Source organism: Labrys sp. (in: a-proteobacteria) (assembly GCF_047605565.1).
Lineage (GTDB): Bacteria > Pseudomonadota > Alphaproteobacteria > Rhizobiales > Labraceae > Labrys > Labrys neptuniae.
Genome location: NZ_JASGFM010000049.1, coordinates 25,824 through 47,250, shown reverse-complemented (window position 1 = coordinate 47,250; position 21,427 = coordinate 25,824). Strand labels below are relative to the sequence as shown.

23 protein-coding genes are annotated in these 21,427 nt (G+C 64.4%); 15 read left to right on the top strand and 8 right to left on the bottom strand.

What is annotated here, in order from left to right:
* The 6 genes from QM672_RS28805 to QM672_RS28780 form a co-directional block, all read right to left on the bottom strand.
* Window positions 1-477, bottom strand: a 477-nt coding sequence (locus tag QM672_RS28805) for a hypothetical protein (protein ID WP_415086725.1), incomplete at its 3' end; no start/stop codon positions are given.
* Window positions 478-487: 10 nt separating this feature from the next.
* Window positions 488-679 carry a hypothetical protein gene (locus QM672_RS28800; RefSeq protein WP_415086723.1) on the bottom strand — a complete coding sequence of 64 codons (192 nt, stop codon included), beginning with the start codon at window positions 677-679 and terminating at the stop codon, window positions 488-490.
* Window positions 680-689: 10 nt separating this feature from the next.
* The gene (locus tag QM672_RS28795) at window positions 690-2,168 is read right to left on the bottom strand and encodes a caspase family protein (protein WP_415086721.1); all 1,479 of its coding nucleotides are present in this window, start codon (window positions 2,166-2,168) and stop codon (window positions 690-692) included.
* A gap of 8 nt (window positions 2,169-2,176) precedes the next feature.
* A complete protein-coding gene (locus tag QM672_RS28790) occupies window positions 2,177-3,784 on the bottom strand; it encodes a caspase family protein (protein WP_415086719.1) in 1,608 nt (535 codons plus the stop codon).
* Between the two features lie 220 nt (window positions 3,785-4,004).
* Window positions 4,005-4,931 carry a c-type cytochrome gene (locus QM672_RS28785; protein ID WP_415086717.1) on the bottom strand — a complete coding sequence of 309 codons (927 nt, stop codon included), beginning with the start codon at window positions 4,929-4,931 and terminating at the stop codon, window positions 4,005-4,007.
* 294 nt (window positions 4,932-5,225) lie between these two features.
* Window positions 5,226-5,660, bottom strand: coding sequence for a c-type cytochrome (locus QM672_RS28780; protein WP_311944265.1), 435 nt, complete (start codon window positions 5,658-5,660; stop codon window positions 5,226-5,228).
* Window positions 5,661-5,986: 326 nt separating this feature from the next.
* Here QM672_RS28780 and QM672_RS28775 point away from each other — a divergent pair, with 326 nt between their 5' ends.
* The 15 genes from QM672_RS28775 (at window position 5,987) to QM672_RS28705 (ending at window position 19,075) form a co-directional block, all read left to right on the top strand.
* Window positions 5,987-6,868, top strand: coding sequence for an AraC family transcriptional regulator (locus tag QM672_RS28775; RefSeq protein WP_311944266.1), 882 nt, complete (start codon window positions 5,987-5,989; stop codon window positions 6,866-6,868).
* A 61-nt stretch (window positions 6,869-6,929) separates the two neighbouring features.
* Window positions 6,930-8,018: an alcohol dehydrogenase catalytic domain-containing protein gene (locus QM672_RS28770; RefSeq protein ID WP_311944267.1), complete on the top strand. Its 1,089-nt coding sequence runs from the start codon at window positions 6,930-6,932 to the stop codon at window positions 8,016-8,018.
* 370 nt (window positions 8,019-8,388) lie between these two features.
* Entirely contained in the window at window positions 8,389-8,976 is a 588-nt protein-coding gene (locus QM672_RS28765) for an ACP phosphodiesterase (protein ID WP_311944269.1), read from the top strand.
* 166 nt (window positions 8,977-9,142) lie between these two features.
* Complete coding sequence (locus tag QM672_RS28760) at window positions 9,143-9,571, top strand: invasion associated locus B family protein (protein WP_311944270.1); 429 nt, start codon at window positions 9,143-9,145, stop codon at window positions 9,569-9,571.
* Window positions 9,572-9,918: 347 nt separating this feature from the next.
* Window positions 9,919-11,319, top strand: a complete 1,401-nt coding sequence (locus QM672_RS28755; protein WP_415086713.1) for a L,D-transpeptidase family protein — start codon at window positions 9,919-9,921, stop codon at window positions 11,317-11,319.
* Between the two features lie 138 nt (window positions 11,320-11,457).
* Window positions 11,458-12,081 carry a PadR family transcriptional regulator gene (locus tag QM672_RS28750; RefSeq protein WP_415086711.1) on the top strand — a complete coding sequence of 208 codons (624 nt, stop codon included), beginning with the start codon at window positions 11,458-11,460 and terminating at the stop codon, window positions 12,079-12,081.
* A gap of 130 nt (window positions 12,082-12,211) precedes the next feature.
* Window positions 12,212-13,585, top strand: coding sequence for an FAD-dependent oxidoreductase (locus QM672_RS28745; RefSeq protein ID WP_415086709.1), 1,374 nt, complete (start codon window positions 12,212-12,214; stop codon window positions 13,583-13,585).
* A gap of 85 nt (window positions 13,586-13,670) precedes the next feature.
* A complete protein-coding gene (locus tag QM672_RS28740) occupies window positions 13,671-14,483 on the top strand; it encodes a class I SAM-dependent methyltransferase (protein WP_415086707.1) in 813 nt (270 codons plus the stop codon).
* A 134-nt stretch (window positions 14,484-14,617) separates the two neighbouring features.
* On the top strand, window positions 14,618-15,544 hold the full coding sequence (locus QM672_RS28735; protein WP_415086705.1) for a class I SAM-dependent methyltransferase: 927 nt from the start codon (window positions 14,618-14,620) through the stop codon (window positions 15,542-15,544).
* Window positions 15,541-16,395, top strand: coding sequence for a TrmH family RNA methyltransferase (locus QM672_RS28730; protein WP_415086703.1), 855 nt, complete (start codon window positions 15,541-15,543; stop codon window positions 16,393-16,395). Before QM672_RS28735 ends, QM672_RS28730 begins: the two co-directional genes overlap by 4 nt.
* Before the next feature lie 10 nt (window positions 16,396-16,405).
* Window positions 16,406-17,404: a DUF4105 domain-containing protein gene (locus QM672_RS28725; protein WP_415086701.1), complete on the top strand. Its 999-nt coding sequence runs from the start codon at window positions 16,406-16,408 to the stop codon at window positions 17,402-17,404.
* A gap of 137 nt (window positions 17,405-17,541) precedes the next feature.
* Complete coding sequence (locus QM672_RS28720; RefSeq protein WP_415086699.1) at window positions 17,542-18,405, top strand: hypothetical protein; 864 nt, start codon at window positions 17,542-17,544, stop codon at window positions 18,403-18,405.
* An 87-nt stretch (window positions 18,406-18,492) separates the two neighbouring features.
* Window positions 18,493-18,780: a type II toxin-antitoxin system ParD family antitoxin gene (locus QM672_RS28715; protein WP_311944281.1), complete on the top strand. Its 288-nt coding sequence runs from the start codon at window positions 18,493-18,495 to the stop codon at window positions 18,778-18,780.
* The gene (locus QM672_RS28710) at window positions 18,777-18,983 is read left to right on the top strand and encodes a type II toxin-antitoxin system RelE/ParE family toxin (RefSeq protein ID WP_415086697.1); all 207 of its coding nucleotides are present in this window, start codon (window positions 18,777-18,779) and stop codon (window positions 18,981-18,983) included. The genes QM672_RS28715 and QM672_RS28710 overlap by 4 nt, the downstream gene beginning before the upstream one ends.
* On the top strand, window positions 18,980-19,075 hold the full coding sequence (locus QM672_RS28705; RefSeq protein ID WP_415086733.1) for a hypothetical protein: 96 nt from the start codon (window positions 18,980-18,982) through the stop codon (window positions 19,073-19,075). The genes QM672_RS28710 and QM672_RS28705 overlap by 4 nt, the downstream gene beginning before the upstream one ends.
* 15 nt (window positions 19,076-19,090) lie before the next feature.
* Here the strand turns inward: QM672_RS28705 and QM672_RS28700 are convergent, their stop codons facing one another.
* Together QM672_RS28700 and QM672_RS28695 are read right to left on the bottom strand one after the other, a co-directional pair.
* Window positions 19,091-19,756: a class I SAM-dependent methyltransferase gene (locus QM672_RS28700; RefSeq protein WP_415086695.1), complete on the bottom strand. Its 666-nt coding sequence runs from the start codon at window positions 19,754-19,756 to the stop codon at window positions 19,091-19,093.
* Window positions 19,757-19,758: 2 nt separating this feature from the next.
* Window positions 19,759-21,381, bottom strand: coding sequence for a Mur ligase family protein (locus tag QM672_RS28695; RefSeq protein ID WP_415086693.1), 1,623 nt, complete (start codon window positions 21,379-21,381; stop codon window positions 19,759-19,761).
* Window positions 21,382-21,427: the final 46 nt, after the last annotated feature.

Sequence of the window (21,427 nt, the reverse complement as noted above, 5' to 3'; positions counted from 1 at the left end):
TGCGGCCGGGGCGGGTGCAGGCGCAGGTGCCGCCGGGGCGGGAGCCGCCGCCGGTGTCGGTGCCGGGGCAGGCGCCGGCTCTGGAGCCGGTGCGGCAGCAGGCGCGGGAGCCGGTGCGGCAGGTGCAGGAGCGGGAGATGCTGCCGGAGCGGGAGCGGGAGCCGGGGTCGCGGCAGGGGCAGCGGCCGGTTCGGGTTCGGGCTCGGGCTCCACCACCGGTGCGGCAGGCGCCGCCGCAGGTGCCGGCGTGGGCTTGGGCGCCTCGGGTGCGGCTGCGGCCGGCGCAGGGGCAGGAGCCTCGGCCTGTGCCGGAGCGGCCGGCTTGGCGGTTGCCGGCGTCTCGGCGGCCGCAGGAGCGGCACTGTTCTGGGTGCTGGTCTGGGCAAAGACCTGCGAGGTCGAGGCCGCCAGCCCCACCGTCAGCAGGGCGCCCGCGACCATCAGGCCGGCGATGCGCAAGGGATTGCGGTAAAACATGACGGTCTCCTCACGGGACGATTTGGCGGAAGGGAGCGGCGAAGCCGCGCCCTCCGAATTGCTTGTTGGCCTGGGCGTCTGCCGCCTGCCCGGCAAGGACGAGCCAGCGGCCCGAACCGGGCAGCGCCCTGCCGGTCGACGGTTTCGGCCGCATGATCGCTACCATCGGACCGGCGGTAAAGTCGTTCTGGCGGCAGGTCATCGCGAACTCCTCACGGCACGATTTCATAGCGCATGGTCGCGACGGAGCGTCCAACCGCCTTGGCATTGGCCTTGACACTGTCCGCATTGGCAGGCCTGGCAAGGCTGTCGGCAAGTTCGGGCAGCACCTGGTCATTGACTTCGTCCTGTGGGATCACATCGATCTTGCGCGTGACGAAGCCTTTCGACAGCTTCAGAGGATCGATCGCAACCAGCGCCAGGACTGTACCTTTTGTCACAGAGGTCGCATCGAAGCGCATGCCGTAGCTGGCATCCGGCACCATGATCGGGCTGCCCGCACGGATGCGGCCATCCTTGCCGTGGGCGGCGGCGATGGCATTGGGGAAGAGCTGCACCACTTCACCCTCGTCGGAGACCGACAGCAGGATCAGGAAGCCGTCCTGCGACGAGGTCACCTTGAAGCGCATGTCCTTGGTACCCAAACGCACGGGCGAAGGTGGAATCTGTTCGACGCTGACGCTGTCCGACAGTTTGGCGCCCAGCAGGTCGAGGATCTTGTCTGCCGTCGGCTTGCCCTGGTTGAGCGCCTCGCCACTGCCTGTCTTGTCGGCCGCGACCTTGAGGGCAGCGCCCTCCCCCGACAGCATCGGCGTCAGGCCCATCTCGCAACGGTCGCGATGACGCCCGCAATAGGCCGAGGATTGCGCCCTGACATAGTCGAGCAGTTCCTGGTTCGAGACGGTGCCGTTGCCATTGGCGTCGGCCAGTCCCTTCTCGATGCCATCGGCAAAGGCCGTGGTGAAGACGCCGCGATAGGCAGGTGCGGCTTCCTCGTCGACCAGGGCGGTCTGGGCGGGCGAGACCGCCTGCCACTTGACGAAATCCGCTCCTGCCGGCTCGGGGGCGGCCACCGGCTCCTCACCGAGCGCGGGCTCGACCACGATCGAACGGGTGGAGCCATCGAGCTGCGGCGAGCGGGCCGCCGGGTTCCCCCCGACGCTGGCTTCCACGCTGATCGCCCGCGTCACGGTGCCGGCATGGCTGGAATCGATCACTTCCGTGATCCGGCGGCCGGCAAGCCTGCCGAGCTGCCGGTCGATCTCGTTGCGACTCAGCGCATTGCCGAAACCGCCCGGCTTCGTGGTGGCGTCGAACGGCAGAAGAATGTCCTCGCGCCCGCCGCCCGTCTTGGCGGACTGGCCCTGGCCGGCGAAATAGAAGAACACCCGCTCGCCCGGCTTGCTGCGGCCAAGCCAGTCCTGCAGGCCGGTGCGAATGGCCGCCGTGGTGGCCCGATCGTCGACGAGGAGCCGGATGTCGTCCTGGCCGTAGCCGAGCGTACCCGTCAGCAGGGCCTGCATGCGCAGGGCATCGGCACGGGCGCCGCCCCCGAGCTCGGCCGAAAGCTTGCTTTCCCGATAGGTGTCGATGCCGACGATCAGGGCCTTGTCGGCCAAGGCCGGGCCGGCGGTCACCAGGGCCGCCAAGCCCGTACCGATCAGGCCCGTAGCGATCTGGAGGTGCCGCATGAAGCGCATCATGGCGTCCCCGCGCTGGTGAAGACATTGGCGATGCCGACCGTGACCGACTGGCCGCTAAGGGCGTTCTTCAGCGTGTCGGGCAGGTCCTGGGCAGCCTGCGGGCTCGACAATTTCTGCAGGGCGGTATGCAGCTGGTCCAGTGGCTGGTCGGACAGGATGGCGACCAGATGCTCGGCACCGAAAGGAGGATCACGCACCTGCAGCGGCAGGGTGAACGGCTTGTCGCTCCAATCCTCGTCGCGTTCGGCCTGGGAGGTCGGATAGAGGAATTCGACCTTGCCGTTGGGCGGCAGGTTGAACAGCGTCATGAAACGGTGGTTGGAGGCGGCGAGGCCCACCGTCAGCTTTTCGCCGCGGTTGAAGGTACGCGAGCCGCCCGCCACTTCGAAAGGCTGGATCGAGCCCCCCGCCATGGCCTGCAGGAAAGAGATCGCACGCCATTTGGCGACGATGCCGCCGAGACCGGAAGGCTGCACGCCCTCTGCCACCACGCCGGCCACGCGCTTTTCCACCGTGCCGGCCGCCGCATCATAGACGAGATCGGCCCCGGCCTCGTCGCTCACCAGCGTCGCGCCAGGGGGCGCTTCGGCGAGGTTGCCATTGCGCACGGCGAGCTTGAGCTGGGTATTGGCCGCGACCTGTTCGGCAACGGCGATCGCCTTCACGATATCGTCCTGGCTCCCCGCCGGGCCGGCCGCGACGGAGCGGAAGACGGGAATGTCGCGGCTGATATCGGGGAAGGACTGCGAGACCTGCTGGCTCTGCGTCGCCTGCAGCACGAAAGCGCGCACGAAGGCGACGAGTTCCTTCTCGGTGGTCACGCCGTCATGATTGGCGTCCGCCTTGCCCTCCAGCGCACGCGAAAAGGCATAGGACAGGGCGCCGCGCGGCTGGCCGTCGATCGCCACCTCCGGCACCAGCTTGTCGTCGGCAACGCCCGCCAGGAAGGTGAACGGATCATTGGCGGCGATCTTGGTGGAGACGTCGGGCACGGGCGGGGCGAATTCCAGCAATTCCTCGCGCGAGATCTTGGCCTGGGGCGTCGCTCTGTAGGTCAGGCCCAAGGTGACCGAACGATACATCGTGCCGGAGTTGCAGGCATCGATGACGACGATGGGATAGACCTGCCTGGCCGCAGCCTGCTTGAGCAGTACGGCCATTTCCTTGTCGACGATGCGGTTGAGAGCGCCTGGCAGCTTGGGGGCGAAATCCGTCATCACCAGGATGTTGTTCAAGCCGTCCGGTGAATCGGGATCGTTCGGCTTGCCTGGCTCGCGCGAGCCATGGCCGGCATAGGTGAAGTAGAAGGTGTCGCCGGGTTGGGCCTGATCCATCAGCTCCTTCCAGGCGGCCAGGATATTGGGCTTGGTCGCCTGCTTGTCCGTGATCAGGGTCAGCTTCTTGACGCCGGCCTTGGTCAGCGCCTGGGCGATATCCTTGGCATCGTTGACGGCGCCGTGCAGGGAGTTGATCGGCGCGTCATAGGCGTCGATACCCACCACCAGCGCATAGGAATCGGCAGCCAGCACCGGTGAAGCGAGAACCAGCCCCGCCCCGGTCAGAACCGCCCTGATCGACGTCAGTATTCTCGGCGCTCGCACCACGTGTCGTCCCTGCCTGAAGCAAAGCGCGCTTATGAAAAACGCCGCCTGGCTCTTACTCTTTGTTTTGACGCGCTCTGCGTGATTCCTCCGGGACAGGAGCGCCCCGCCCCGGAAAACCTGCCCGGAGCGCGGTCCTGTCAATTGATCGGACCGCCCCCCGGGCCTTTGTTTCAACGCATAATCCTATCCAAAAAGCAGTGCAGCTTCTTGGGACTATGTTCTAGGGCTTCTTCGGCGCCTTGCCCGGGATCGCCGGCAGCGTCACAAGGAAGGCCGCCATCGCCTTGCGGTCGTCGTCGCTGAGATGGCCCGTATTCTGGATCACCTCAGCCATGCTGCCACCGGCCGAATCGTAGTCAGGCGTGAAGCCATCCTTCAGGAAACTCGCGATCTGTGCCTCGGTCCAGCTGCCGATACCGTCGGCATGGGGGGTGATGTTGGGCACCCAGCCCTTGCCTTCCGGATCGGGCCCGCCCGAGAAGCGTTTATCCGCTTCAATACCGCCAAAGGCGTTGCGCGGGCTGTGACATTCGGAACAGTGCCCCGGACCGAGCACCAGATAGGCGCCGCGATTCCACTCGACGCTTTTGGACGGATCGGGCTTGAAGGGCTTGTCGTCGAAGAACAGGAACTTCCAGCCGCCGAGCAGCCGGCGGATGTTGAAGGGAAAGCCGATCGCATGCGGCTTGTCGACGGTATCGACCGCCGGCAGCGTCTTCATATAGGCATAGAGATCGCGCACATCCTCCAGCTTCAGCTTGGCGTAGGAGGTGAAGGGAAGAGCCGGATAAAGATGCTCGCCCTCGCGCCCGACGCCGCGCTGCAGGGCGTTGACGAACTCCAATTCGCTCCAGGCGCCGATACCCTGCTTGGCATCGGGGGAAATATTGGGGGCGTAGAAGGTGCCGAAGGGTGAGCCCAGAGCCAGGCCACCGCCGAGCTTGAGCCGCTCTTCCTGGCCGGGCGACTTGTGGCAGGAGACGCAGCCACCGACGTTGAAAATGGTCTCGCCATTGGCAAGGTTCGGCTTGTAGTCGGCCGTGAGAACGGAGGCCGGCAAGGGCGAGGGTTGCGTGACGAACCAGAATACGCCCAGCCCGATCAGGCCGAGCACCACCAACCCACCGAGTATTCGCTTGAGTGACATCCGGGAAAGCCCCCTTTTCCGGCTTGAACGCCATTGTCCAGGCCTGTCTCGCCCGACAGCCGCCGCCCCGGTTTTATTCCCGGTCCGCACCCGCCCGCAGGATTCCCGGCCCTTATCGTCTTTTGACCCGGCCGTCCCGTTGCGGCATGTCCCCGGGTCATCGAGGCGTCGTGTGATGTGGCGGAGCCGCCAGCCACCGCGAAGACGCCTCAAAACGACATTACCGGGACGAGCCCGGCAATGTCAGCTTGAGATCAATTTTCGGTGAAGCATCCCGGCAGGTCTGCTCCAACCTCAGTTCTTCTTGATGCGGTAGGTGCCGTGGCAGGCATTGCAATTGGAGGCAACCGTGCCGAAAGCCTTGGCGAAGCTGGCCTGATCGGCGGCGGCAAGAGCAGCGGTTGCATCGGTGCCGAGCTTGGCGGCTGCAGTCTTGAAGCCAGCCTGGTCCTCCCAGATCTTCGGCGCGGCGGTGGTCGGATCGGTGCCGCCGGTCTTGCTGTCATCGGGGAAGAGCGTGGGCAGCTTGGCCGAGTCGTCGATATAAACCTGCAGCAACGCCTTGACCTTGGCCGCGTCGAACGGCGTCTCGCCCTTGGCGACCGCCGCCAGTTCCTTGGTGTTCTTGGCCATGGTCTTCATCAAGGCCTGACGATCCTCGATCGGGCCGGCGAAAGCCGAGGCGGCGCCGACAGCAACCAGAGCGGCGGCAATAACGAAACGTTTCATACAGTTCTCCCTCACATGGGCAAAACGACGCGGTGGCGAATAGCACCTTTTTTTTGTTTCAATCGCAAGTGGGTAGCTTTGAATTATTTCAAATCATACGGCAGATTTTGCGCTTGACCTTTGCGGATGTCATGGTCGCGTCACGCCTGATCGCCGGGGCCGGACCGGCATGCGTTCGGCCGCTGGCCGGCATCGTCGATCAAAAAAGTATCGGTCTTCACATCGATGGCTGGTAGCTGGCGCCACCGCCATGCAGTAGGCTTCCTCATACCGGGCAAGCCTCGACAAGAAAGATGCCAAGCTCCGGGATAGGGGAGGCGAAGGCGATGGAGCCACAGCTCGAACTGGTGCAGATCCATAGCGGCGAATCCTTCATCGTCTGGGCGCATGGCTACCCCTTCCGTACGGTTCGCTGGCATTTTCATCCCGAATACGAGATTCACCTGATCACCGATACCAACGGGCACTACTTCGTCGGCGATTTCATCGGCGACTTCGTGCCCGGCAATCTGGTGATGACCGGCCCCAACCTGCCGCACAACTGGATCAGCGACGTTCCCGAGGGCACCACCATCCCGCGCCGCTGCATCGTGCTGCAATTCACCCAGACCTTCATCGAATCCTGCATCGGCGTGTTCCCTGAACTCGAGCCGGTCGCCACCCTGCTGGACGAGAGCCGGCGCGGCCTCCTGTTCCGGCCCGAGGCCGGCGAAACTGCCCGCAAGGTCCTGACGGCGCTTCTCAATGCCCATGGGGCGGAGCGCATCGCCCTGTTCGTGCAGCTGCTCGGCCTGCTCACCGCCGACAGGGGCCGCAAGAACCTCACCAGCGCAGGCTATCTCCCCGACCCCTCGGCCTATATGTCCGGCGGCATGAACCGGGCGCTCGCCTATGTCGGGGAACATCTCGAGGGTAATATGAGCGAAGGCGCGATCGCCGCCATTGCCGGGATGACGCCGGGCGGCTTCTCGCGCGCCTTCAAGCGCCACACCGGCATGACCTTCGTGCACTATGTCAACCGCATGCGCATCAACCTGGCCTGCCAGCTGCTGATGAGCGAGAAGAGCCCTGTGACCGACATCTGCTTCCGGATCGGCTTCAACAACCTGTCGAATTTCAACCGGCATTTCGCCCTGCAGAAGGGCATGTCGCCGAGCCGTTTCCGCGCCCTGTTCAACGAAAACCGCACCGCCAATTTCGCGGCGTGACGGCGGTTCCATCAGCAGACCGCGACCACGAACAATCGATACCCCAGCCCAGAGGAACGCCATGCCTGCCAGCAATTCGAGAATGACGGCCATCGTCTGCCACGGCCCCGAGGACTACCGCGTCGAGGAAGTCGGCCGTCCGGTGGCCGGCCAGAACGAGCTGGTCGTGAAGATCGGCGCCTGCGGCATCTGCGCCAGCGACTGCAAATGCTGGTCGGGCGCCGCCATGTTCTGGGGCGGCAAGAACCCCTATGTGAAGCCGCCCGTCATCCCCGGTCATGAATTCTTCGGCTATGTCGAGGAGCTGGGCGCAGGAGCGGCCGAGCATTTCGGCGTGAAGGCCGGCGACATGGTGATCGCCGAGCAGATCGTGCCCTGCGACCGCTGCCGCTATTGCCGCTCGGGCAGCTACTGGATGTGCGAGGTGCACAACATCTTCGGCTTCCAGCGTGAAGTCGCCGATGGCGGCATGAGCGAATATATGAAGTTCCCCTCCACCGCCCGTGTGCACAAGATCCCAGCGGAGATGCCGCTGGCCGATGCCGCGGTGATCGAGCCCTTGTCCTGCGCCATCCACACGGTGCAGCGCGGCGACATCCAGCTTGCCGACGTGGTGGTGATCGCCGGCGCCGGCCCTCTCGGCCTGCTGATGACCCAGGTCGCCCGGCTGAAGACGCCCAGGAAACTGGTGGTCGTCGACCTGATGGAAGACCGGCTGGAGCTCGCCAGGGGTTTCGGGGCCGACGTCACCATCAATCCCAAGATGCAGGATGTCGACGAGGTCGTGCGCTCCCTCACCGACGGCTATGGCTGCGACGTCTATATCGAGACCACCGGCCATCCCTCGGGCGTTACCCAGGGCCTGCAGATCATCCGCAAGCTCGGGCGCTTCGTCGAATTCTCGGTCTTCGGCAAGGAGACCTCGGCGGACTGGTCGATCATCGGCGATCGCAAGGAGCTCGACATCCGCGGCGCCCATCTCGGCCCCTATTGCTACCCGATCGCCATCGACCTGCTGACGCGGGGGCTGGTGACCTCGAAGGGCATCGTCACCCATCAATATGACCTGGCCGACTGGGACGAGGCCCTCAAGCTCGCCAACTCCACCGACTCGATCAAGGTGCTGCTGACGCCGGGCTATCGCAAATAAGGCCCTAAGCAGGAAGGCGGCTCGCTGAAAGAGAAAAAACTCCGAATTGTCATAGCCGGGCTTGGCCCGGCTATCCGGAAGCCGCCCGCACAACCGGGGTCGAGGCTGGATTGCCGGGTCAAGCCCGGCAATGACAAAGGTCGTGCAAGCCCGACAAGGCTCAAGTCAACTCTATCGCCCCCAAGCAGCGTTTTCCTGCTTGGGCGGCTCCGATCTTCCGTCCAACAGGTCAAAGCACAGGCAGGGATCGTCCCTCGTCTTCTCTCCCAAGCAGAGGGGAACCCTGCCCGAGGGCCGGCGCGTCTTGCGTCCCAGCGCGCCGGCCCTCATATCTTGCGCAAACGGGCATCTGTTTCGCCCCCGGATCCGCATGAACTATCTCGCCCATCTCCTGCTCTCGCCGCCCGATGCGGCGTTCCGGGTCGGCAATCTCCTGCCGGACCTGCTGCGACTGCCGCAACTCGAACAGTTCGACGGCCGCTATCGTGACGGCATCGCGCTGCATCGGCGCATCGATGCCTTCACCGATGCCCATCCCCTCACGCGGCGCAGCCGGCAACGCCTGTGGCCGACTTTCAGGCGCTTTTCCGGCGTGATCGTGGATGTCGTTTACGACCATTGCCTGATCCAGCGCTGGGAGCACTATCACGAACAGCCCCTGCCGCTCTTCCTGGCCGAGGTGCGGGCCTCCTTGCCCGAGCTGCGCGAGGATTTGCCGGACAAGGCCTATCGGCGCATCGATTCCCTCACGCAATGGCTCGGCGACTACGAGACCATGGCAGGCGTCAGCACCGCCATGACCGAACTCGGCAGGCGCCTGCGCCGGCCGGTGGAATTCGTCGGGCTCCAGGCTGCGCTGGAACGCCAGCAGCAGGGATTTCTCGACGATTTCGACGCCTTCTTCCCCGATCTCGTCGCCATGACTGAAACCGTCATGAATGGGAGCGCTCAAAAGTAATCTAATTGTAATGATACCTTAGCTCCTCGTTAACACCTGTGCCCAAACATTGTCGTGCGGGGGCAAGAAACGAGGAATTCATGCAAACATGACTCAACTATCGATTTTCGCGCTGGTCATTTTCGTTCTTTCGACCACAGGTGTACTTGCATCATCACCAAAATCTTTGGGTGTATTCGGCAAATGGAGCACGTGGTCCTATAGTGATAACTCTGGGAACCACTGTTTCATCTATTCGAGCCCGATCAGCAAGGAGCCAGCATCGCTCAATCACGGCGATGTTTCCTTCTTCATTCGTGCCGCCAGGCAGACGGAAGCCCGCAGCGAGGCAAGCCTGCAGACCGGCTATGCCCTTGCCGGCAATGCCGACATCCTGGTCAGTGTAGGGGCGCAGCCCTTCCACATGATCTCGTCCGGCAATGGCGCCTGGTTGCGCCGGACGGGCACGCGGGAGACGGAATTCCTCACCGCGCTGAAGCAGGAGCGCACCATGACCGTCGACGCGGTCTCGGGCCGGGGCAACAAGACCCATTACGTCTTTTCGCTCGACGGCGTGACCAAGGCGATGGCGCGCCTGCGCCAGGCCTGCCCCTGACGGGGACGATCACCGGCGTCATGCCGCCGGCTCGCCACTCCCATCGATGGCGCGCCGTCATTGCGAGCGCAGCGAAGCAATTCAGTTTCTCCCATGGCGCAGAGCCTGGATTGCTTCGCCATGCCAATCCTGCGGATTGGCAGAGCCCGCAATGACGGCCATCGGATCATCGTTAACGGGCCAGGGACCTCCCGTAAGGAAAGATTCACTATCCTCGCGCTAGTCTGCGGGCCTGAAAGTGTCTCCAGTTGCGTTTGAGTGATTTCATGACCTCCTCCTGGCTTTCGTATTCGTTTCAAGACCGGGAGACATCGTCCCCCTGCCCTTCTTCCTGGTCCGGCGCCACATTGCGCCGCCTGAGCGCCCTGACTTCCGCCCTCGTCGTCGCCTTCACCATCCCGGCTTTCGCCAACGAGGAACCCAACTATTCCCCGCGCACCTATGAACTGACCTTGCGGGCTATCTCCGCCTATGAGGAGATCGCCGACAGTGGCGGCTGGCAGGCCTTGCCGCCGGCCGCTGCGGGCCTGAGGATCGGCGCCAAGGGCAAGTTCGCCAAGGCCCTGCGCGACCGGCTCACCGCCACCCGCGACCTCGATCCGTCCCTGCCGCCCAGCAGCGAGTTCGACCAGGCCACGCAGGATGCGCTCAAGCACTTCCAGGCCCGGCACGGCCTGAGCGAGACCGGCTCGGTCGGCCGCCTCACCATGCTGGCGCTCAACGTGCCGGTGGAGCAGCGGCTGCGCGAGCTCGACGCCTCCGCCAACCGCCTGGCCGCCCTCAAGTTCAAGTTCGGCGAACGCTACATCGTCTCCAACATTCCCGCCGCCGCCCTGGAGGCGGTCGACAATGGCGTGGTGGCGCGCACCTACACCACCGTGGTCGGCCGGCCCGACCGCGCCTCGCCGACGCTGCAGACCAGGGTCATCGCCGTCAACATCCTGCCCTACTGGAACGCGCCGCAGTCGATCTTCAAGGCCGACATCATGCCCAAGCTTCAGAAGGACCCGGGCTATCTGAAGGCCAACCATCTCAGGCTCTATCGCGGCCGCCAGGAGATCGATCCGACCACCGTGGACTGGAGCAAGGCGCGCGCTTCCGATTTCCTCGCCAAGCAGGATCCCGGGGTGTGGAACTCGCTCGGCTTCCTGCGCATCGACATGCCCAACTCCGATGCCGTCTACATGCACGACACCTCACACCGCGAGCTCTTCCGCAACGATGTTCGCTTCCAGTCCTCGGGCTGCATCCGCGTCGCCGGCGCCCAGGATCTCGCTGCCTGGATCATGGAAGGTTCCGACTGGAGCGGTCAGGCAATCCAGGACCAGATCGATTCCGGCGAACCCAAGACCATCAAGCCGGCCAAGCCGATTCCCGTCGCCTGGGTCTACCTGACGGGCTGGGGCGGCCCCGACGGCAGCGTGCAGTTCCGCCCGGACGTCTACAATTTCGACACGCCGGCCGATCAGCTCGTGGCCAAGGACGCCAATGCCCAACCCACCCCGGTGGACCGTACCGGCTCGGTGCCGGTTGCACCGCCCAAGACGGCAAAGCCGGCGGCGTCCAAGCCCGCCGCAGCCAAACCGATTTCCGCCTCCAAACCAGCTTCCTCCTCCATGCCTGCCGCCCCGGCCAAACCGGCCACCGTCAAGCCTGCGAGCGTCAAGGCCGTGACCGTGAAGGCGCCTGCCAGCAGGACGGTAACGATCAAGACCATTCCCGTCTCGGTCAGCCTGCCGGCCAACTGATCGCACGCGGCACCCCACCGCCCTTCTGCTCGACGCCCCGACCCCAATGCCGGGGCGTTGCGCATTTCAGGCCACTTTCTTGGATGTTCATATAGTTATAAATTGACTAGCCTTACCAAAGCTAGTAATAATATGACTATGGCAAATTTCAAACGCTCGCCGCTTGCCCTCGCCGTGCTCGCGCTTCTGATCGAAGCGCCCATGCATCCCTATCGCATGCAGCAATTGCTGAAATCGCGCGGCAAGGAGGAGGTCATCAATATCCGCCAGCGCGGCTCGCTCTATCAGACCATCGAGCGGCTCGAACGCGAAGGCCTGATCGCTCCGGGCAGTGTCGAGAAGAGCGAGGGACGGCCGGAGCGGACCGTTTATGAGGCAACCCCGCTCGGGCGCACGGTTGCCGTCGATTGGCTGCGCACGATGCTGGCGGAACCGCACAACGAGTTTCCGGAATTCCCGGTCACCATGTCCTTCCTCCCGCTGCTTTCGCCGGAGGAAGTCATGCCGCTGCTCGAAACGCGGTTGACGGCCTTGCGCAAGCGCGAATTCGAACTGGCAGCGGAGCTGGAGAACTATCTCACCGTGCTGCCACGCGTGGTGCTGCTGGAAAGCCAGTATATGCTGGCCATCGTGAGCGCGGAGCGAAACTGGATCGAAGGGGTCATCGCCGATCTCCGCTCGGGCCGGCTCGCCTGGTCGATCGAGGAACTCAAGACAATCGCCGCCCAGTTCGAGGGTGAACAACCGCCCCGCCCCGGATAAGCCCGCTCCCCGGCGTTCCACCCATAATCCCAAGGAAGACCGCGGCCAACCTCTTTCGAGGCGGATGTCGCGCGGCCTTCATCGACCGTCAGCCACCCGCCGGGACGCCCCGCGCGGGAAAGGAGGAACCATGTCCAATGTCCCCGAAAAGCAAAATCTGAGCGTGATGGTCATCGGCGCCGGCACCGGTGGCCTCTGCCTTGCCCATGGCCTCAAGCGGGCCGGCATCGCCGTCAACGTGTTCGAACGCGACCGCACCCGCAAGGACGGGCTGCAGGGCTTCCGGGTCGGCATCGACCCCGATGGCTGCCGCGCGCTCGACGCCAACCTGCCGCCGGCGTTGTACGAGACCTTTCTGGCGACCTGCGCCATCTCCCCGCAATGGTTCAACATGCTCAGCGAGCACTATGGCGAATTGCTGAGCCTGAAGCCCAGCCCGCCGATGGATCCTCGCCATGGCGAACGTTCCGTCAGCCGCATGACGCTCCGCCAGGTCCTGCTGACGGGGCTGGAAGACGTCACCCATTTCGACAAGGTGTTTTCCCGCTACGAGCAGCGGGCGGACGGCAAGGTCGAGGCCTTCTTCGAAGACGGATCGAGCGCGGTCGCCGACGTGCTGGTCGCGGCCGACGGCTCCAACTCGCGCATCCGCCGGCAATATCTGCCGCAGGCCGGCATGGACGACACGCTGATACGTTCGATCGGCGGAAAGGTGCCCGCCACGCCGGAAACCCTGGCACTTCTCACCCCCAAGATTCACCGCGGCGTAACGCTGATCCTGGCCCCAAGGGGTTTCGGCGGCATTCTCCATGTCATGGAGTTTCCCTGGGACGAGGCTGGTGCCCCCAAGCACGGCATCGGCGCGACGGATGCCGACCTGATCGCCCAATGGCCCGGCCTGCGCTTCGACAACAGCCGCGACTATATCAGCTGGGGCATCTGGGCGGCCGCCGACAAGTTTCCCGAAGACCTGCGCACGATGAACGGGGAAGCCCTGCTGGCTCTGAGCCGGCGCCTCACCGCAACATGGCACCCGGACTGGCGCCGGCTGCTGGCCGCTTCCGATCCGAATTCGGTGTTTCCGGTTGTCATCCGCACCTCGGTGCCCATCGAACCCTGGGCGCCTTCCAATGTCACCTTGCTGGGCGATGCCATCCACACCATGACCCCGGGACGCGGGGTCGGCGCCAATACGGCGCTGCGCGATGCCGCCCTGCTGACCCGGCATCTTCAGGCGGTTCAGGAGGGACGCTCGGGCCTGGTGGCGGCGATCGGTGCCTATGAGGCCGAGATGCGGCGATACAGTGCCGAGGCGGTCGAACGGTCGCGCCGGCAGATGGACGGCCGCACGGCGATCCACAGGCCGGTGATCGGGCGTATCTTGCTGGCTTGCCAGCGCACCGCCATGCGCCTCGTCAACGTCACGCCGCCGCTGAAGCGAAAGATGCTGCGCTCGCTGGAGGCCCTGCGCGGCGGCGAGCGCAAGGCGGAGGGACCGGCCTGACGCCCAAGGGCGCCCGGTCGAAAACAGGCAGGGACACGCCATTCATGCTAAGCTGGCGCAACCGAACCGACGGTGGGTGATCGCCATGTTGGAAGCGGACAAGCTGTTCACGGGCTCGATTCCGGAAAACTACGACCGCTATATGGTGCCGCTGATTTTCGAGGCGTTTGCCGTCGACCTGGCGCGACGGGCCGCGTCCCTGTCGCCCATTTCGGTCCTGGAAATCGCCGCGGGCACGGGGGTCGTCACCCGCGAACTCGCGCCAAAACTGTCTCCCGACGCCCACTATGTCGTCACCGACCTCAACCAGCCGATGCTCGACTACGCCGCTTCGCGGCAGGCTCCCGACAGCCGCATCACCTGGCGCCAGGCCGATGCCCTGGCCCTGCCTTTCGACGATGCGGCCTTCGATCTCGTCTGCTGCCAGTTCGGCGCGATGTTCTTTCCCGACCGGCCGGCCGCCTATCGCGAAGCAAGGCGGCTGCTCAGACCCGGCGGCCATTTCCTGTTCAACGTCTGGGATCGGATCGAGGAAAATGTCTTTGCCGATGAGGTGACGAAGGCCCTGGCGGGGATCTTCCCGGACGATCCGCCGCGCTTCCTGGCGCGCACGCCGCATGGCTATCACGATACCGGATTGATCCGAAGGGAGTTGGAGGGCGCCGGCTTCGCCCGCGTGCTGATCGAGACGAGGGCCGAGCAAAGCCGTGCCTCCTCACCGCGACTGCCGGCCCTTGCCTATTGCCAGGGAACCCTGCTTCGCACCGAAATCGAGGCCAGGGCGGCAGGAACGCTCGACGCGGCAACCGATCATGCGGCAGCCGCGATCGCAGCCCGGCACGGCCAAGGAGAGGTTGCCGCCAAGATTCAGGCGCACATCGTCGTGGCAGCGGTCTAGTTTCCATGTAGTTCGCTTACAATGAAAAACGTGCGCGAACTTACCGCCACTGAAGTAAACTGCATGGGGACTAGGTCCCATGGCCCGGCAAGAACGCACTTGCCGCGCGCGAAAAACTCCTGTTTGGTCCGCGCATGCCCGACCTACGACATTCCGTTACCCAGACCCTGCCGCAATTGCTGGTGACACCCGGCTTCGCCGATTATCGCCTGGTCGATTGCGGCGAAGGCCGCAAGCTCGAACGCTTCGGCAAGCTCCTCGTCGACCGTCCCGAGCCGCAGGCCATGGGCCTGCGCCTGAAGCCCGAGGCCTGGGACAAGGCCGATGCCGTCTTCCTGGGCATGAATGCCGAGGACGAGGGCTCGGACGGGCGCTGGAAATTCGCCGGCAGGCCGGTCGAGACCTTCCCCGTCTCCTATCGCGGCGTCGCCTTCCACGGCCGCTTCACGCCCTTCCGCCATCTTGGCTTCTTTCCCGAACAGGCCCCGCATTGGGACTACATGATCGAGGCGCTTCAGGCCCTGAAGCGCCCGGCCCGGGTGCTCAATCTGTTCGGCTATACCGGCGTCGCCTCCCTGCTCGCGGCCAAGCATGGCGCCCAGGTCACCCATGTCGACGCCTCCAAGAAGTCGATCGGCTTCGCGCGCGAGAACCAGGCCCTGGCCGGCCTCGCCGATGCGCCGATCCGCTGGATCGTCGACGACGCCATGAAGTTCACCGCGCGCGAGCAGCGTCGCGGCTCGCAATACGACATCGTGCTGCTCGATCCGCCCAAATATGGACGCGGCCCGGGCGGCGAGGTGTGGGACCTCTTCCGCGACCTGCCCAAGATGCTCGACCTCTGCCGGGCCGTGCTCACCGACAAGCCGGCCTTCGTGATCGTCACCGCCTATGCCATCCGCGCGTCCTTCGTGGCGGTGCACGAACTCACCCGCGAGGTGTTCGGCGAACTCGGCGGCGACATCACCTCCGGCGAACTCGTCGTGTCCGAGGAGGGTTCGGGGCGCCTGCTCTCGACCTCGCTCTATTCACGCTGGAGTGCTGGCGGAGGCGCCGCATGAAGCCCCGCTTTCAACGCCCGCGTCCCGCAGCGCCGGTCGCGCCCGTCTCCCGCGTCGTGACCAGCCTGACCAATCCTCTGATCAAGGACATCCGTGCGCTCGAGATGCGCAAGGTCCGCCAGGAGGCCGGCCTGTTCATCGCCGAAGGGTTGAAGCTGGTGGCCGACGCCATCGAGGCCGGCTGGCCGATCCGCATCCTGGTGCACCGCTCTGGCGAGGACAAACCGATGCTGGCCCGCGCCGTACGCGCCACCCGTCAGGCCGGCGGAGAGGTATTGGAGGTTACCGGCGAGATCCTGGAAAAGCTGTCGCGCCGCGACAATCCGCAGACGGTGATCGGCGTCTTCGAGCAGCGCCTGGAAAAAGTCGACAGCGTCAAGATCGCGCGCGATCAGATCTGGATCGGGCTCGACCGGGTGCGCGATCCCGGCAATCTCGGCACCATCATCCGTACCGCCGATGCGGTCGGCGCCGAGGGCATCGTGCTGATCGGCGACACCACCGATCCCTTCGGCATCGAGGCCGTCAGGGCCACCATGGGCTCGATCTTCAATGTCCGCCTGGCGACGGCAACGCCGCAGGCCTTCCTCGCCTGGCGCAAGGGCTTCGACGGCCTCGTCATCGGCACCCATCTGTCCGGCACACATGACTATCGCGACGTCGCCTATGCCCGCAGCCCCTGCCTCCTCCTGATGGGCAATGAGCAGCAGGGCCTGCCCGACGACCTGGCGGCGGCCTGCAGCCATCTCGTCAAGATTCCGATGCGCGGCCAGGCCGATTCGCTCAATCTGGCGGTGGCGACCGGCGTGATGCTGTTCGAGATCGCGCGCGGGCAGCTGAAGCTGGGATGAGAAAGCGCCGATGACCGCCAGGCTGCTCAGCATCGCCGGTCGCCTCCTGCTGGTGCTGGCGGCCATGCTCGCCGCACTCTGGGGCACGCTGGCGCTGTGGTATCGCCTGCCACTCGGGGAATTTGGCCGCTATGCCCTCCCCGCTCTATGGATCGTTCTTGCCTTCCTCGCCCTGGCCGCCGTGATCGCGGCACGCTGGAGGCTCACTCTTCCCTTCGTCATCGCCTTCGCCGGTCTGCTGATCTGGTGGTCCACCATCCAGCCGACCGGCAACGGCAATTGGGCTGATGACGTGGCGCGCCAGTTCACCGCCACCGTGGAGGGCTCCACCGCCCGGCTCACCAATGTGCGCGATTTCGACTGGCGCTCCGACAACGATTTTACCGAGCACTGGGACGACCGCAGCTACGATCTCGACACCATCACCAGCGTCGACCTGTTCGCCTCCTATTGGTCCGGCCCGGCCATCGCCCATACCATACTGAGCTTCGGCTTCGCCGACGGGCGCCACCTCGCCTTTTCCGTGGAGGTGAGACGCCAGAAAAACGAGGTGTATTCGGCGATATCCGGCTTCTTCAAGCAGAACGAACTCGTGGTGATCGCCGCCGACGAGCGCGACGTCATTCGCGTGCGTTCCAATGTCAGGGGCGAGGATGTTCAGCTCTTCCGGCTGCGCACCAGCCCGCCCCAGGCCAAGGAGCTGATCCTCTATCTCCTCTCGGAAGCCAACGATCTCGCCGCCAGGCCGCGCTTCTACAACACGGCGACCACCAATTGCACCACGGTACCCTTCCACCTCGCCCAGAAACTCGATCCCGACCTGCCGGTCGACTGGCGCGTGCTCGTCAGCGGCTATATGCCCGACTATCTCTACGACATCGGCGCCCTGAGCCATCAAGTGCCGCTCAGCGAGCTGCGCCAGCGCGGCCAGATCGAGACGCGCGCCAAGGCAGCCGGCGACAGCCCCGATTTTTCCGCCCTCATCCGGGTCGGCGTCCCCGGGCCTTGACGGCACCTTGAGCCTCGGGCGGACGATGACCCGGGGCACCGGAGAGAATATCGGCACGACCATCAGGCATAGTATGTTGGGTTACCTAACGTTGCCTGCCGGCTCGAAAGGGCCGATAGCCGAATGGAAAGAGCCGCATGCCGACAGTGGTGCCCGGGATCCTCGCCGACCAGGTCAAGGCCGTTTCGAATACCGCCCTTCCTGCCAGCCTCGCTACCTATGCCCAGATGTGGGCCGTCGGTGTCAAAGGCCCCCTCTACGACATCTATTTTGTCGAGACGCTGGGTGGCCCGCGTACGATCTGCTTCATGAAGCTGTATTTTCGCTTTGTTGCCGGCAAGAGCGAGACCTGGACCAGCCAGCAGGAAATGGTCGGTTTCGCGACGCGGTGGCAAGCCGACATTCAGAACAAATTCAATATGAAATCCCTGACCACGACATCGAGTGGCCGCATCGTCGGCCTCGAATTCCATTTCGGATCGGGATTGTATAGCTGGGAGCCGGGGGATCACTGGACGATAGACGTCGTCAAAGTCCCCAAGGGCCAATTCTATACCAGCAATGTCGAGCATGCTCATGGCAACATCATCGGCCGGACGACGCTTTTCAGCAACGACCTCGCTCCCATCACCCGGCAGGCGGACAACAAATCCTACAGGCAGCGCCCCGCGATCCACGAATTCGTGCATATGATCGGCCTGCCCGACGAATATGAGGAAAAATGCGATGCCAACGGCATGCGCGCCGATGGTTTCAAATGCAGCGGCAAGCCTCGGGATCCCAGATACGTCAAGGATTATCCATCCGTGGCCAATCTCGGCGAGCGTATCCGGTTCGACCATCTGGACGCGATCCGGAATTGGACAAAGCTGGTCGCGCCTCTATCGCCCGTGGAAAAGGACAGGCCTTCCCTCAAAGGCATCACGGATGCGCTCGCCTTCCTGAAAGGCGTACCCGGGAATGACGACAAGACCCCGGTGATGCTGGCAAAGCTGCGATGATCGCGCGTATTTCAGCCTTTCTCGCTGGCGTTGATGAAGTGAAAAGCAGTGTGATACACTGCAACTTCCTTCAAGCGAGGATCCCCGATGAAACCGGCTGGACAGATGACGCTGACATTGACGGACGAGCTTGAACAGTTCGTCCGCGAAGAAGTACGCCGAGGGGCGTTCGCCTCCAGCAGCGAATATGTCCGCTCACTGATCCGCGAGAGCTACCTTAAGCAGCGGGATCATGAGGAGAAGCTGAAGGCGCTGGACACTGCCCTGGCGCGCGGTATCGCAGATGCCGAAGCGGGGCGAACGATGCCGCTGGATGAGGCCTTCCGGAAATTGCGCAAGAAGTTGAATCTTCCCGCTGCCAATTCCACCAAATGAAGGTCGTCGTTACCGAACAGGCCTGGAACGACATGCTGGCGATCGGGCGAACCATTGCCGATGACAATCCGACCCGAGCTGACAGCTTCTTGGGCGAACTTTATGAGCGATGCTTGCAGCTCGGCACGATGCCGAAGGCTTATCCGCTCATACCAAACAGGGAAAAGGCGGGTATTCGCCGCCGCCTTACGGCAACTATCTGATTTTCTATCGTCTCACTGTCAGCAATGTGGAAATCTTGCACGTACTCCACGGAGCTCGGGACTACGAAAGGATATTGTTTCCCGATGACTAGCCACGTCCAGGCGGCTCACGCTTTCAGCGTCCATACGCTGGTCTTCTTGATCTCCAGGTCCTCCAGGTCACGCGAAACCGGCACCTGATAGGTCGCCAGCAGACTGAGTTCGTCCCTGGGCAGGTAGGTCCGGCCGGGATCGCCCACCAGGATGGTGGCCCCGCGTTCGCGCCAGCCCTTGAGCCAGCCCAGGACCTCGGCCGAAATCTCGCGGTCGTAGAAGATGTCACCCGCTAGAACGACATCGACGGGCGGATCGAAGCGCCCGAGCACATTCTCGCCGCAAGGCTCGACCGCCACGCCGTTGAGTTCGGCATTGAGCCGGATGGCCTCGACGGCGAACGCGTCGATGTCGGCGGCAAGGGCCTGCGCCGCTCCCGCCTTCATCGCTGCTACAGCCACCAGGCCGGAGCCAGAGGCGAAGTCGAGCACGCGGCGGCCGGCCACATGATCGGGATGGTCGAGGATATAGCGCGCCAGCGCCTGGCCGCCGGCCCAGGCGAAGGCCCAAAAGGGCGGCGGCAGCCCCATTTCGCCGAGTTCCTCCTCGGTCTTCAGCCAGAGTGGCGTGACCTCGTCGGCGAGATAAAGGCTGATTTCCGGCGCATGCGGTACCGGCAGCGGGCGCGTATTGGCGGTGATGAAGCTTCTTCTGTCCCGGATCGTGCCTTCACGAGCCATGATCACAGCCGCAACTGGCGCTCATAGAGGTCGGGCAGGTCATTTTCGAGCAGCACCACGTCCCCGGCCTTCAGATTGGTGCCCATCCAGGCCTGCGCCGCAGCGAAGCTGGCACATTCCACCACCTGGCCGTCGGGTTTCGCCGCCTTGTAGGCGTCGATGAGGTCGCGGATGCGATCGGGCGCCACGGCCAGCAATATGTCGACCGTCTCACCGGCCTTGGTGCCGATCTTGCGATGCTCCTCGGCATGGGCAGCGCCTAGTTCGACCATGCCTGGCGTCACCAGGATGCGCCGCCCCTCCCCCGAGACCAGCAAGGGCAGGATCTCCAGGGCCGAGGCGAAGCCCGCCGGATTGGAATTATAGGCATCGTCGACGATGACCGTGCCGTCGGCCTGGCGCTTCACCTCGAGGCGATGGCTGATCTGCGGCGTCGAGCGCATGGCGATTTCGGCCGTCTCGGCGTCGATGTCCATCGCCAGCGCCGTGACGAAGGCAATCGCCATGTTGCTGCCGTGATGCAGGCCGTAGAGCGGAGCGGAGAGCTGGTAGTCCTTGCCCAGATAGGTCAGGGAGACCTTGAGCCCGTCCTTTTCCTGGGTGACGGCATTGATGCGGGCCTCGCTGCCCTCGCCATTGCCGACCAGCACCATCGAGGGGCGGTGTGCATCGGTGAAGTCGCGGGCATCCTTGAAGGCGAGCACGGCATCGTTGATAATCGCCTTGCCGCCCCGCGCGATCGCTGCGGTGGGCAGCTCGAACTTGGTCTTGGCCACGATGTCGAGCGACTTGAAGCGCTCGTAATGGGCGGCGCCGACGGCCGTCACCACCGCGATGTCGGGTGGGGCCAGGCGGCAGAGACGCTCGATCGAGCCCGGGCCATAGGCGCCCATCTCCACCACGAAATGGCGGTGATAGGGCTCCAGGCGTTCGCGCACGATGCGGGCAATGCCCATCGGCGTGTTGACCGAGCCGGGCGTGATCAGCGCCGAGCCGGCGCTTTCGAGCAGATGGCCGAGGATGTGCTTGGTCGAGGTCTTGCCATAGGAGCCGGTGACGCCGACGATGACCGGCGACAGGCGCTTGAGTTTCTCATGCGCCTCGTTCCAGAAGCCCTGCTGGATGCGGTTCTCGCCGGGCTGCAGGATCATTACCGCCGCGACCAGGGCGAAGGGGATCAGCTGGATCAGGAGCACGACCCAGACCGGTGCCACGCCGAAGCCGACCCCGACAAGGCCGATCACCAGGACCAGGGCGAAGGCGACGCGCAGGATACGGGTGGCGCGCTGCGTCATCGCCAGCTTCTTCTTTCCCGTCTGGCGCGGATCGCGCTCCCGCCGCGCCACCACCAGCAGGATCACGGCGATGAACAGCGCGAGCACCAGCACCGGCGAGGGGTAGAGCTTGGCCATCACCGAGAGGAGGACGATGGCAAGGCTCGCCTTGGTATCGACAACCACGTTGTAGAAGAGCCAGTGCAGGAAGCGCCGGCCGTCATATTCCTCCTGCTGGAAGATATGCAGATAGGTCAGGAAGCGCTTCCAGGCGAAGGGAACGAAACCGATAAGGACCAAAGCGGCGGCGAGGTAGGGCGAGTTCAGCACGGGGGCCAGTGTTTCAAGCATCAGGACACCCTGCGATCGAGCTATCAAAAAGGGGCACAAACAGCCT